We start from the raw sequence: 13,007 nt of genomic DNA, 5'->3' as shown, positions 1-13,007 counted from the left end.
CAGGAGTAAATATGCAAGCAACAAACGTAACTCTGGGAATTCCCAACCTCAATACTATGAATACCCAGGATTATATTGAACTAGAACAGCAATATGGGGCTGATAATTATCATCCTTTAGATGTAGTCATCACTAAAGGACAAGGAGTGTGGATATGGGATATAGAAGGTAAAAAATACCTAGACTTTCTTTCAGCTTACTCAGCATTAAATCAAGGTCATTGTCATCCCAAAATTCTTGCAGCCATGATTGAGCAAGCTCAGAAAGTTACACTAACTTCCAGGGCTTTTCGCAATGACCAATTGGGAAGATTTTATGAGAAGCTTTCTGAGATTTCTGGTTTACCTAAAGTGCTACCCATGAATTCGGGAGCCGAAGCTGTAGAGACGGCTATCAAAGCTATTCGGAAATGGGCTTATAAAGTAAAAGGTGTACCAGAAAATCAAGCAGAAATTATTGTTTGTAGTAATAATTTTTCGGGACGCACTATTAGTTTAATCAGTTTCTCTACAGAAGAACAATATCAAGATGGATTTGGGCCTTTGACGAGTGGGTTTAAAGTTATCCCTTTTGGTGATGCCCAAGCGTTAGAAAAAGCAATTACTCCTAACACTGCTGCATTTTTAGTAGAACCAATTCAGGGTGAAGGAGGTATTATTGTTCCTCCTCATGGGTTTTTAAAGCAAGCAGAACAAATCTGTCGCCATCATCATGTATTACTGGTTTTTGATGAAATTCAAACTGGGTTGGGAAGAACAGGTAAAATGTTTGCCCATCAATATGAGAATGTTAAGCCAGATGGCATAACTGTAGGAAAAGCTTTATCTGGTGGATTTTATCCCATTTCTGCGTTTATTTCTACTGACGAAGTGATGGATGTATTTCAACCAGGAGATCATGGTAGTACCTTTGGCGGAAATCCCTTAGCTGCTGCTATTGGCATTGCAGCACTGGATGTTCTTATAGAAGAAAAGTTACCAGAAAAAGCCTTAAAACTGGGGGAATATTTTATAGAAAAATTACAATCAATTGAGAGTTCATATATTAAGGAAGTGCGTGGTAAAGGCTTATTAATTGGCATGGAATTGCACCCCGAAGCGGGTGGTGCTAGACGTTTTTGTAAAGCCTTAGCTAAAGAGGGATTATTAGCCAAAAAAACTAGAGATAATGTCATTCGTTTTGCTCCACCCTTGGTTATTTCCCTAGATGAAATAGATTGGGCATTGGAGAAAATTGAGCTAGTTTTGACAACTACTTGTTAGTTTGGAGTAAATTGAGTATGATGGGTGAATTGTAGTGTTTAAAAAGTCATTAATAGCAAAATTGAACAATCGTTTCATCCAACTCATGAGTATCTGGGAATTGCACGTCAAGTTAAATAAAAGACGGCAATCAGATCCTGGTTTGTCCTGGTACGACCACTGCGAAGCGCCTAGTACATTGGCAAGACTTGCCTTCTAGTCGTTATGCAGACCGTATGACTTTTATTTTCAAAAAGGACAATCTACCATGAATCGTGAAGAACTTTTGCAACAGACTGTGCAACCAATTGACATCAAAGCTTTCGATGTTGTTGGCTTAGTGGAAGCTATGGGTAAAACAGCTTTCCAAGGTCGAAATTTGGGACGGGCAGCAAAAATTTATGACGCAATGCTGCAAGATAAAGAATGTACGATTATTCTGTGTTTAGCTGGGTCTTTATTTAGTGCTGGACTCAAGGGAATAGTCCACGATTTAATTACTCACAATATGGTAGATGCGATCGTGTCTACCGGCGCTAACATTGTTGATCAAGATTTCTTTGAAGCATTAGGTTATCGTCATTATGTTGGCGACCCCTTTGCTGATGATGAAGTGCTAAGACAGCAACGGATAGACCGCATATATGACACCTACATTGATGAAGATCAACTGCGGGTGTGTGACATGACGATCGCAGAAATCGCCGAGAATTTAGAGAAGCGTCCCTATTCTTCACGGGAATTTATTGAGCAGATGGCGGTTTATTTAGAACGTCGGGGTAACTATGGTCAATCTGTAGTGCAAGCTGCTTATCAACACCAAGTACCAATTTTTGTCCCTGCTTTTAGTGACTGTTCGGCTGGGTTTGGGCTTGTCCATCACCAATGGAATTCTCCAGAATCTCATTTAACCATTGACTCAGTACGAGACTTCCGGGAGTTGACGCAGTGCAAACTGGCTTCCAACTACACTGGATTGGTGATGATTGGTGGTGGTGTACCAAAAAACTTCGCCCAGGATACGGTGGTAGCTGCGGAAATGCTGGGGTTTGAGACGAGTATGCACAAGTATACAATTCAAGTCACCGTCGCCGATGAGCGGGATGGGGCTTTATCTGGTTCTACTCTCAAAGAAGCGCATTCTTGGGGGAAGGTGGATAAAGCTACTGAACAGATGGTGTTTTCTGAGGCGACTGTGGCGTTCCCGTTAATCGCGGGGTATGCGTATCATAAGGGGAACTGGCGCGATCGCCAACCACATCGTTTAGCTGAGTTATTCACTAAACCTCAACCCAAGGTAGTGACTGTATAGCAATTTGAGGGGGCTTTTTTGTCCCCTCTACAAGAAGGCGATCGACCCATATTGCCCTATATTACCAAGGCTGGACGATGATGAATCCAAGGGTTAGCCGCTTCTAGTTGTGCTGCTAGGCTGATAATTGTGGCTTCAGCGGCAGGTTTACCAATTAGCTGCACACTGATGGGTAAACCCTTACTATCAAAGCCGACAGGAATTGCGATCGCAGGTTGTCCAGTTGCATTCGCAGGCGGACAAGGGGCAACCCACTCAATAATATTTTGGAATGTCTCTTCTGGACTCAGCGAAGCCCATTCCCCAACGCGGATGGGTGAATGTAAATAAACTGGCAATACCAGCACATCCACGGTATCGAAAAACGCCACAATCTGCCGTGCCACTACCTGCATTTGAGAAACTGCTTGGAGGTACTGGGCAACGGAACCGGTGCGTGCAAATAGCCAGCGATTCAATGGTTGCAAGGCTTCAACCGGAAGTCCCGCCGCCGCTACCCCAGCTTGCCAGACGATTTGAAAGGGTTCAACTAAAGCACTGAAATCCGGGGATTTCTGTTCAACGTGGTGGCCGAGTTGTTCTAATAACTGGACTGTTTGGCGGACACCTTGCTGACAGTTCGCGTCAGCTTCTCCCAAAGGAGAAATACTAGTGTCAAAGGCAATTCGCAAAGCACCAAGTTTTGTCTGAGTGGCGGCAAGAAATGATGGTTCGGGATCTGGCAACCAGTAAGGATCGCCTGTCATGTAACCAGATATGGCATCCAAAAGGGCAGCAGCATCAGCGACAGTCCGGGCGATGGGGCCGTTGACGGCAATTCCAGCTAGGCGTTCGCCTACGGGTGCTTTACTCACCCTACCTCTGGATGGTTTGAGTCCCACCAAACCACAACAAGCCGCAGGCCCCCGAATTGAACCACCGCCATCAGAACCTTGAGCGATCGCACACAATCCCGCTGCTACCGCCGCCGCCGCGCCACCACTGGAACCGCCAGGGGTGTATTCTAAATTCCACGGATTTCTGGCTGGGGGAAAACCCGCAGGCTCACTGTAGGGAAAAGAACCTAATTCGGAAGTGGCTGTTTTACCGAGAATAGTAAATCCAGCTTGCTTAATCCTTGTCACAACCCCATCATCATAGTTAGGAATATTATTCAGTAATGCCGGATTTCCGTAAGTACAGGTGACACCTGCTACAGCATTGAGGTCTTTAATGGAAATCGGCACGCCAAAAAATGGCGGTAGTTCTGAGGTAGTTGTTAATAATTCTGTTTTAGCTTTGGCATCTGCGATCGCTAATTCTGCCGTCACCGTAAAATAACTTCCTAATTGGGGATTTAATTGCCCAGTCCGTTCTAAATATACTTCTACCAACTCTAGCGGTGATATTTCCCGGCGACGAATTAATTGCGCCAACTCTAGTGCTGGGGTAAATGCTAAATCAACTTCATTCATAGGTTAGTGAATGGGTAATTTTGTCTTTCTCTGGGATTTTTAAACTGAAATTGTTACTTTAGCAGGATTTCCGGGAACTATACATTTTATAGCTCCTAAGATTTGTGACTCATTTAGGATGCTCAGATGCAATAGGTGTGGTTGTATTCTTACTCAAGCCATTTTAATTGTTCCGCATAAACTTTCGACAAATCCCCAAGGGGTATTTATGGCTAACCTAGAAATACTTGTGAGTGAATTGCCAACACTAATTCAGAATTTAAAACTGACTATTGGCGATTCTAATCAAATCATGGAACAAATTATCCTAATTAATAATGCTCAAGAACAGCTACGAAATATTAAAAAATTAATCGCTCAGGAATTGAGATTCGATCGGATCAATAATTCTGCGATCGCTACACTTCCTAGAATAGGTACGGTAGCTAGTTTATTTTTACCTAGTGTTGGATTAGTAGATCCAGCGATCGCAGAAAAATTTGGAAATTCAGAAACTAAAATTTCATTGGCTGATTTACAATTAAAAATTGATGCTTGGATTGAATGGAATTATTTTTTACAAGCAATAGCCACTGATATTCTTAGCGATCTTAAATTAGTAAATCAACTAAATTCTGACATTATTAATTTAAGTATATCAAATGAATTTCAAACACTTAATGACAGCTTAAAAATTGACTTAGCTTTGGGTAAAGCTAAGATTTTACGACATCAAATTGAAAAAATTAGAGATTATCAAAAACAACTATTACAGTTACAGCAAAAACTAAATTATATTTTCGATACTATTAAAAATAGTCGCAGTTTATTAAATATTTTATTAGGTGTCTCAGCTTTTTATGGTAAATCTGGTTTCGCTTTAGAGTGGTTAGATGATGACCACGAATTAATCATATCGAGTGAGGGAAAATTTCAAGAATTGACAGATATTCTCAATGATTGTGATTATTTCCAAGAGCAAATTGCTGCTTTAATTATTCAAGGTGATACTTTAAGTCTACAGGGAGAAGAAGCCCTGAAAAAGATTGAACAGGAAACTAGTAGAGAAGCAATTAGTAACCAGGAAGTAGGAATATTAACAAAGTTTTCAACACCCAAAATAGTACGTTCAGCTTTGATTATCGCCTCAAGTTTATTAATCTTAACTTTTGGTGCTTTGAAAATTAGAGAACAAAGTCTAAGTTTAACTCAAGAAGGAAGTGCGTTCGTCGCAGACGATGGCGGAGCCATCAGCAACTTTAAATCTGCTCAAAAACTTGGTATGGAAGCTGCTTCTCTGGTTCAAAAGCCACCGCATCCTCTAAAAGTCTGGCAACAAGCAGAAACTAAATGGTATCAGGCAATAATTTTATTAGATAAAATTCCTGCTAAAACATCAGTTTATGACCGGGCAAAGAAGAAATTAGCTTACTATCAAATTAACTATAAATCTATCAGCCAAAGAGTGCTAATTGAAAAGAAAGCTCTAGAAAACTTAGAATCAGCCCACAAGTTAGCAACAGAAGCTAATTTATTTGTCCAAAATTCACCTCATTCACAACTAAGGCGAAAGCAAGCACATGATAAATGGCAGCAAGCAATTAATTTATTAGAAGCTATTCCAGACAGTACGTCTGTCTCTATACAGGCTAAAGAGATGCTTTCTATTTATAAAACTAATTATGCGGCAACTAATCAGCAGTCCTAAATCATTTGTGTTTGTGAAAAATTATACCAATTTGAAAAAAGAATGCGACAAATAGACCATTTGTAGAGACGCGATTCATCGCGTCTTTACCCAAGGATGTGTTGCAATCATTAATTGAATTGGTATTAGATAGGATTACTATATAGCAGTTATTGAATATTTGACAAATTGCGTTAAAAAAGTAAAGAGGTAAATCGTCCTTTTTCAACGCTTTACCTCTCTCAACAACAGATAATTACAACTGACAATTACACCTTAGAACGGTCAGTCAAAATCTCATAACCAGTCTCAGTTACCAAAACTGTATGCTCAAACTGAGCCGACAAAGAATTATCCATAGTAACTGCTGTCCAACGGTCTGATAATGTCCGCGTGTGTCTAGAACCCGCGTTTAAAATTGGCTCAATTGCTAGCGTCATCCCCGCCCGGAGTTTAACATTTGGCATCTCACGAGTGCGATAGTTGAATACTGAAGGTTCTTCATGCAGGTTACGACCGACACCGTGTCCAGTAAACTCTTCAACTATACTAAAACCGTTAGATTTAACATGATCTTCAATTGCTCCAGCTAAGTCAAGCAGGTATACACCAGCCTTTACTTGCTCAATGCCTTTATATAAAGCTTCTTCGGCTACACGAATTAATTTAGCAGCTTCTTGCGTCACTTCACCGACAGCAATTGAAATGCAAGAATCACCATGAAAACCTTGGAAATAAGCGCCTGTATCTACTTTTAATACATCGCCGACGCGAATCACTTTCTTGGGGCTTGGAATTCCATGTACTGCTTCATTATTAATACTGGAACAGATAGAACCTGGAAAACCGTGATATCCTTTAAAACTCGGTGTTGCACCCATTTCGCGGATACGTTTTTCTGCATAAGTATCCAAATCAGCCGTGGTCATTCCTGGCTTTACTCGCTCGGCAATTTCTTTTAGGACAGTTGCGACAATTGCCGATGATTGCCGCATGATTTCAATTTCACGCGGCGATTTAATTTCAATTCCTCGGCGCTGTTTTTTCGCTGGTGCTGGTTGAGTAGCTTGAGAAAGTAAGTTACTGAAAATGTTCATGGTAAATTAATAATTACTGGTGGCTTTGACGCTGAAGTATGAATGCTTTCTCTAGATTAATTGAGAAATAATATCTATAATTTAACACTATGGGAGTTAGTGTAGTTTGGTCTAAAATTGTGATGAATTGAGGTTTCAAATTTAAGCGCATAGGTACGCAGAGAATTTAATCACCTTAATTAAATGTTGTATTTAGCTCAATTATTTTTAATTTTTGATGGCAATCTCTCCAGTCATACCTGCTTCTGTATGTCCCGGTATTGTACAACGTAAGCCATAAGTACCAGATTTTAGGGGGACAAATACCCATTCGGCTTCAGCACCGGGTTTGAGTTCTAGTTCGTGAATGGCTCCTTTGATTTCTACTTTCCCTACTTGGACTTTTTGTGTCCAGATGCCATCGGCAAAATCTTTAGCGGTAAAATAGTGCTTCAGCTGGCTGGGATTATTAAGCTGTAGTTGATAACGTTTACCAGCCTCAAATTCCAAATTATTTGGCTCAAACTTGAGTTCGTTAGCCGCATTACCCAAGCTTACTGTAATTTCTGTGGCTGGTTGCTTGAGCAAATCAAAAGACTTATTCGCCGCCATTGCTGGAGTAGCAGCGATGAAATTTAGAGCTAGAAGCAATGTTAATATCACGTAGTTACGCCGTAATATTTTTACCAAACTAGGAATTGTGAAACTAAGGGATTTAATTACAATTTCGTAAAAACAGTTATAAATTTTCATCACTAATTCTCAAAAGGCAATGCTGATGAGCAGGAATAACTAATAGGTAGCGGGAAAAACCACTTTACCTATTCTTTATATTATCCATGCCCAGTGCCTTATCTCTACCTAATACTTTTTTCTGCTAACACAGATGGCCCAGCAGTAACGACTACGATTCGATCTGGGTGGAGTAACTCACGAGCCGCTTGATTAACTTCGGCAAGGGTGACTTTCTGGATTTTATCAGTGAAGGAGTGCAATTCTACTTTATCTAGTCCATACACCTCATTCATCAGAATTCTATCTGTTAATTCCTCTGGGTTTGCCAGGGAAACGTTGTAGTTGCTGATGAGGGTGCGTTTAGCTGTGTCTACTTCCAGTGCAGTTACACCTTGTTGATGGATTTGCTGTAGCATCTGGCGGGTACTAGCGATCGCTTTACTGCTATCTTCAGGACTAGTCTGCATCTCAATCAAAAATGTCCCTACATTCTTCCCGGCTTGGAAGGAGCTATAAATTCCATAGCTTAAACCTTGGCGATCGCGCACTTCTGCACCTAGTCTACTAGATAAGGTATCGCCTCCCAAAATCTGGTTCAATACTAGGGCTGCATGAAATCGAGGATCGTAACGGTTAATACCTGTGTAACCCATATAAGTTACAGCTTGGGCTTTATCTGGTAAAACTGGGTTGACACTGACGATTTTCTGGGGCATTGCCACCGGGGGATATTTTAATGTGGGTGCTTTTCCGCTAACTTCCCAATCACCAAACTTATTTTTTATCAGCGATCGCACTTTGTCTAGATCGAAATCTCCCACCAGCGCTAGCACTGTTGTATCTGGACGATAATGTTTAGTTTTGAAATCAATCACATCCCGGCGCTGAATCTGCTGTAAACTCTCCTCTGTGGGGAAGGTATGTAAGGGGTGTTTTTTCGGATAAATTGACTGAACAAATACTCTTCTGGCTACTTCTGATGGCTCATCTAATTCCTGTTGCAAATCAGTTAAAGTTTGTTGGCGATGCAGTTCTAACTCTTTGACTGGGAAGTTACTATTTTTAACAACATCTGCTAATATCTCCAGGAGTATCGGCAAATCATCTGCTAAACTATCACCTTCGATATGCACACCTTCGCGGTAGGTTTGAAAATCTAGACTTGCCCCTCGTTCTCCTAAGACTTTAGCAATACTTAAAACATCCTTGCTCTTAGTACCATTTAGCAAATTATCTGCCACAAAAGCAGCCAATCCAGCTTTATTCTCTGGATCGAATTCCGTCCCAGCTTGAATATAACCGCTTAAGGTAACGGTGGGAGTACTCCGATCGGGTAACAGTAATATCCGCAATCCGTTAGTCAATTTAAATTCCTGGGGTAAGACTTGGGCAATCGCATCTGTAGCCAAATCCACAGGTGGTAAGTACTTTATCACCTCAGAAAAAAGCACGGGTACCCCAGGAGAGAAATTTTCTGTAGTTTGGGCTGAGTGTGGTTTGTCAGGAACTTCTGTTATCCGCTTCTGGGTTGGTTCAAAAAAGCCTACTGTCCGCGCTTCTTTTGTCAAGTATTTGTTAATGACAGCAACAACATCCGTCGGCTTCACCAAACGAACAGCTGCCAAATAGCGGTCTGTGTAGCGATAATCACCAACAGTTGTCTCATCAGTGCCCAATCGCATTGCTTGAGAAGTGATATCACGGTTACTCAAAATTACATCTGCTGCTAATTGAGTTTTGGCTCGTTCTACTTCCTCAGATGTCACACCTTTTTCTGCTACATTAGCGATCGCACTACTCAACATTGAGTCAATTTTTTTCAAATCTTGTTTAGCTCCAGCCGTTACCAACACTTCATACCAGCCAGATTCTCGCAAACTGGTGACGGATGCTGTAACTTCACTAGCTAAACCTGATTCCACCAATGCCTGATAAAGTCTAGAATTCCGTCCCTCTGTCAAGATGTAATCCATCACATCCAGCGCCGGGATATCCGGTTGATTTGCATCGGGTAGCGGATACACAACTTGTAACAGCCGCCCTGCTCCCGGTTCTCGCAATACGATGGGAGTGCTGAGTGTTGAGTGCTGAGTGCTGTTAGCGGTAGCGGGGCGTTTAGCCCGTGCTGAGTGCTGAGTGTTGAGTGTTGAGTGTTGAGTGCTGAGTGATGGAGATGAGGGAGAAATAACTCCTGCCTCCTGCCCCCTGCCCCCTGCCTCCTGCCTCGGTAATTTGCCAAACACCTCTTTAATTGTTTCCAGAGTGTTTGCAGTTTGAAAATCTCCAACAATCACTAAGACAGCATTATCGGGACTGTAAAAATTGCGGTAATATTTTTCTACCTGCTCAACTTCAAATTTCTCGACATCAGCTTTAGTACCACCTACAGGCAACCCATAAGCATGATTCGGAAACACCGCTTGCATAACGGCGCGGTTGAGGCGATATTCTGGACTATTTTCGTAACCCTGCAACTCGGAAATTACTACCCGCTTTTCACTGGCTAATTGCTCTGGCTCAATTTGGGAATTTCGCATTCTGTCTGCTTCCAGCACCAAGAGCGCTTTCAGCTTGTTTCGTTCCACAGTACCGTAATATGCAGTTTGGTCATAGCTAGTGAAAGCATTAGAATCACTACCTAAAGCACTAAACAAACGTCCAAATTGAATTGGACGATTTCGAGTGCCTTTAAACATCATGTGTTCCAACTGGTGGGCAATGCCATTCACGCCCGGTTCTTCGTTACGCGAGCCAACCTTGTACCACACCTGCACCGTCACCACTGGCGCAGTATGCACTTCCTTTGTCAGGACAGTTAAACCATTCTCCAGCACTGTCTTGCGGACATTTTCTGTCAGTGTTGAGGGCATTATTCTTTTTGCTAGCAAGGTTGACTGATATTTTTCTTTGTTAGTAGATATAACTGGATGTTGGCTATGAGCAGGTCGATCGCTCAACAAAAAAACAGCTACTAGCCATAAACTTAAAAGTAATAACGGCAAGGGATATTTATAAAATTTAGAATAAAATTTGGAAAATCCATCCATGTATTTAGCAGATTTATCTGTAAATTAAGTTACATAGTTATTTCTGTGAGTGACTACACTTTAATCTGGTAAAAAAATCTGTGACTTCAGTAACAATACAGAAAAACAATATATTAGCAACAAAGCTAATAAAAAAGCTAAATTATGGGAGTTTTGCTAAAACCCGAATGAATTCCAGAGGTAAGCCATCAGTATCGGCGATGAAAGCTACTTCGTAAATGCGATCGCCTATTTGCTGTTGTGTCGGTTCTAAAAGCACCTTCAACGGTTCTAATCCTTCGGGTTGACTCTCAGCAGTTACTGAAACACGTTCTTGTAAACTTGTCAACCAGCTAGGTAAATCTGGTGTAATCTCAGTTAAATCGAACGAGAGATGATAATACCCTACATAATGCTCATCAGCAAAGGCATCTGGGGCTGGTTTTGGTTCGGGAATTTGGATCAGTTCGATTCTGCCGCCCAATCCTTCCATCCAGCAAGCTAGGGTGTAGCCTGTGGTAAAGCGTTCTGAGATTGTAAACCCTAAAAGTTCGTAGAAAGCGATCGCTCGATGAATATTCGCAGTCCGAATAGAAGCGTGGTGCATAAGACAGTAGTGCTGAGTGCTGAGTAACGAGTGCTGAGTAAGACCTTAAACTTAAATTCTAAGGATGAAAAACTTTTTAATTGAGTGCAATTAAAACTTCTTCTCCCTCAGAACTCAGCACTCAGCACTCAGCACTCAGCACTAATTATTGACCATTACTCAAACAACCTGAAATAAGGGTAGCGTACAGGGACACCAGGCTCTTTTTCCAAGTCAAAATTAATCACTTCCCAACAGTCATCTTCTGAAGTATCGGTATCGGGGCTAAACTCCACGGGTAAACCGTACAAACGCGCAGCAGTAGCTTCTGGTTGTCCAGAACGCCAAGGCGTGCTGCGTTCTAAATAGCCACTCATCAATTCCTGATAGCGTCGAGCAATAATCACTCGTGTTGCTCGAAAGCCTTGGGTATAGAGCTTATCTAATGCTTCGTGAATTTCAAAGCGAATACCATCAGGATGAGTATGTTGTCTATACCATTCATTATTCCACCTCCGCCAATGACGCCCCGATTGCAAATGGATTAACTCTCCATTTTTAGGATTAGCTTCAAACGCGCCATGACGCGGACACAAATAGGTATCTGTGAGTGTCAGCGCCGGAATAGTCTGGCGACAATGGGGACACTGTATTTCCGGCCCAAACATCGGGTACTGCAAACCTGGATTCATCATGAAGTGCGTACAAACATAATTTTGTCTTCACCAGCACTAGTGGGTTGGATTATACACTTCGGTTCAACCACTTTGAGTTACTTGCTCACTGCTGCATAGACACTGTGTTGCGGCAGGAACATTGTTCACTAGTGTTTTCCTCAGCGTAGAGGCTTGACGCTGTGATATCCTGGTTGTGCAACCAGCCTCAAAGGTTGGAGTTTCTCCAGTGTTCCTGGGTACCATATTCATATTCTATCGTGTCTACCGCTTCTTACTGGACATCTCCTGATTTTTCTCAAGCTGCCTTCATTGCGGGCAATGCTGTTGTTATGGGTTCGGTAAATATAGCAACAGGAGTGAGCATTTGGTATGGAGCAGTGGTGAGGGGAGATGTAGAACGGATTGAAATTGGCGAATGCACAAATATTCAGGATGGTGCAATTTTACATGGTGATGCTGGTTTTCCAACAATTTTAGAAGATCATGTTACCGTAGGGCATCGTGCTGTGGTACATTCTGCTTACATTGAGCGTGGAAGTTTGATTGGCATTGGCGCAGTGATTTTAGACGGGGTACGAGTGGGCGCTGGTAGCATTATTGGTGCTGGCGCAGTGATAACTAAAAATGTACCGCCTTTGTCCCTAGTTGTCGGTATTCCAGGTAAAGTGTTACGCCAAGTAACAGATGTTGAAGCCGCAGAACTGATTGAACACGCTAAACGTTACCAAAAGTTAGCTTTAGTTCATGCTGGTAAAGGTACTGATATCGGCTTTAGCAAGTCTTAGGGAGTTGGGAGTGGGGGAGCAGGGGAGCAGGGGAGCAGGGGAGCAGGGGAGCAGGGGAGCAGAGAAGAAAAGAAGTTGTAGTAAGTTTTTCCCCTCTGCCCCTTTGCACCTCTGCCTCTTATGCCCAATACTTCTCTACGAGAGGCTGCGCCAACAGCTTCGCTCAGTACAAGTGCCCCATAAATTAAACATTCTTTACATTTGTATTTGGAAAAATTGCCCACTTCAGCTAAAAATAAAAATGAGAGCTGTTGACAAAACTTTAATTTCTACTTAAGAGAGGGGTTCTAGATATGGATATCGATTTTCGTATAGCGATCGTTTTAGCACCAGTTGCTATTGCAGCTAGCTGGGCAGTGTTTAATATTGGCGCTGCGGCTTTAAGACAAATTCAAGGCTTTTTGGATAGAGAAGCTTAAATTCGGCTCAATATCATTACTCTCCAACCG

At 41.9% G+C, this 13,007-nt stretch carries 11 protein-coding genes; 5 read left to right on the top strand and 6 right to left on the bottom strand.

Going from position 1 to position 13,007, the window contains the following annotated elements:
* The first annotated feature begins 11 nt into the window (after window positions 1-11).
* Both rocD and V7K61_RS21225 read left to right on the top strand, forming a co-directional pair.
* Window positions 12-1,262 (top strand): ornithine--oxo-acid transaminase, encoded by a 1,251-nt coding sequence (gene rocD / locus V7K61_RS21230; protein WP_335056240.1) that lies wholly within the window; start codon window positions 12-14, stop codon window positions 1,260-1,262.
* Between the two features lie 247 nt (window positions 1,263-1,509).
* On the top strand, window positions 1,510-2,553 hold the full coding sequence (locus tag V7K61_RS21225; RefSeq protein ID WP_335056238.1) for a 1,9-bis(guanidino)-5-aza-nonane synthase: 1,044 nt from the start codon (window positions 1,510-1,512) through the stop codon (window positions 2,551-2,553).
* A gap of 56 nt (window positions 2,554-2,609) precedes the next feature.
* Here the strand turns inward: V7K61_RS21225 and V7K61_RS21220 are convergent, their stop codons facing one another.
* On the bottom strand, window positions 2,610-4,007 hold the full coding sequence (locus V7K61_RS21220; RefSeq protein WP_335056236.1) for an amidase: 1,398 nt from the start codon (window positions 4,005-4,007) through the stop codon (window positions 2,610-2,612).
* 208 nt (window positions 4,008-4,215) lie between these two features.
* Between V7K61_RS21220 and V7K61_RS21215 the strand changes: the two genes are divergently transcribed.
* Window positions 4,216-5,694, top strand: coding sequence for a hypothetical protein (locus V7K61_RS21215; protein ID WP_335056234.1), 1,479 nt, complete (start codon window positions 4,216-4,218; stop codon window positions 5,692-5,694).
* Between the two features lie 248 nt (window positions 5,695-5,942).
* Here the strand turns inward: V7K61_RS21215 and map are convergent, their stop codons facing one another.
* The 5 genes from map to V7K61_RS21190 form a co-directional block, all read right to left on the bottom strand.
* Entirely contained in the window at window positions 5,943-6,770 is an 828-nt protein-coding gene (map, locus tag V7K61_RS21210; protein ID WP_335056232.1) for a type I methionyl aminopeptidase, read from the bottom strand.
* Window positions 6,771-6,977: 207 nt separating this feature from the next.
* Window positions 6,978-7,502, bottom strand: a complete 525-nt coding sequence (locus tag V7K61_RS21205; RefSeq protein ID WP_335056230.1) for a plastocyanin/azurin family copper-binding protein — start codon at window positions 7,500-7,502, stop codon at window positions 6,978-6,980.
* Window positions 7,503-7,606: 104 nt separating this feature from the next.
* Window positions 7,607-10,531 (bottom strand): M16 family metallopeptidase, encoded by a 2,925-nt coding sequence (locus tag V7K61_RS21200; protein ID WP_335056228.1) that lies wholly within the window; start codon window positions 10,529-10,531, stop codon window positions 7,607-7,609.
* A 142-nt stretch (window positions 10,532-10,673) separates the two neighbouring features.
* On the bottom strand, window positions 10,674-11,117 hold the full coding sequence (locus V7K61_RS21195) for a VOC family protein (RefSeq protein ID WP_335056226.1): 444 nt from the start codon (window positions 11,115-11,117) through the stop codon (window positions 10,674-10,676).
* 155 nt (window positions 11,118-11,272) lie between these two features.
* Window positions 11,273-11,788, bottom strand: a complete 516-nt coding sequence (locus tag V7K61_RS21190; protein WP_442936344.1) for a TIGR02652 family protein — start codon at window positions 11,786-11,788, stop codon at window positions 11,273-11,275.
* A gap of 242 nt (window positions 11,789-12,030) precedes the next feature.
* On the opposite strand from V7K61_RS21190, the gene V7K61_RS21185 reads away from it, so the two are divergent.
* Together V7K61_RS21185 and V7K61_RS21180 are read left to right on the top strand one after the other, a co-directional pair.
* Window positions 12,031-12,558 (top strand): gamma carbonic anhydrase family protein, encoded by a 528-nt coding sequence (locus V7K61_RS21185; protein WP_335056222.1) that lies wholly within the window; start codon window positions 12,031-12,033, stop codon window positions 12,556-12,558.
* Between the two features lie 293 nt (window positions 12,559-12,851).
* A complete protein-coding gene (locus tag V7K61_RS21180; RefSeq protein WP_292747505.1) occupies window positions 12,852-12,977 on the top strand; it encodes a photosystem II protein Y in 126 nt (41 codons plus the stop codon).
* Window positions 12,978-13,007: the final 30 nt, after the last annotated feature.

The organism is Nostoc sp. (genome assembly GCF_036918015.1).
Lineage (GTDB): Bacteria > Cyanobacteriota > Cyanobacteriia > Cyanobacteriales > Nostocaceae > Nostoc.
Note: the sequence above shows the minus strand (reverse complement) of the source record. Positions and strands in the feature narration are given on the sequence as shown.

Excerpts from the sequence above, each read along its gene's own strand:
- rocD (WP_335056240.1), top strand. The coding sequence starts at position 12 with ATGCAAGCAACAAACGTAACTCTGGGAATTCCCAACCTCAATACTATG.
- V7K61_RS21225 (WP_335056238.1), top strand. The coding sequence starts at position 1,510 with ATGAATCGTGAAGAACTTTTGCAACAGACTGTGCAACCAATTGACATC.
- V7K61_RS21220 (WP_335056236.1), bottom strand. The coding sequence starts at position 4,007 with ATGAATGAAGTTGATTTAGCATTTACCCCAGCACTAGAGTTGGCGCAA.
- V7K61_RS21215 (WP_335056234.1), top strand. The coding sequence starts at position 4,216 with ATGGCTAACCTAGAAATACTTGTGAGTGAATTGCCAACACTAATTCAG.
- map (WP_335056232.1), bottom strand. The coding sequence starts at position 6,770 with ATGAACATTTTCAGTAACTTACTTTCTCAAGCTACTCAACCAGCACCA.
- V7K61_RS21205 (WP_335056230.1), bottom strand. The coding sequence starts at position 7,502 with ATGAAAATTTATAACTGTTTTTACGAAATTGTAATTAAATCCCTTAGT.
- V7K61_RS21200 (WP_335056228.1), bottom strand. The coding sequence starts at position 10,531 with ATGGATGGATTTTCCAAATTTTATTCTAAATTTTATAAATATCCCTTG.
- V7K61_RS21195 (WP_335056226.1), bottom strand. The coding sequence starts at position 11,117 with ATGCACCACGCTTCTATTCGGACTGCGAATATTCATCGAGCGATCGCT.
- V7K61_RS21190 (WP_442936344.1), bottom strand. The coding sequence starts at position 11,788 with ATGAATCCAGGTTTGCAGTACCCGATGTTTGGGCCGGAAATACAGTGT.
- V7K61_RS21180 (WP_292747505.1), top strand. The coding sequence starts at position 12,852 with ATGGATATCGATTTTCGTATAGCGATCGTTTTAGCACCAGTTGCTATT.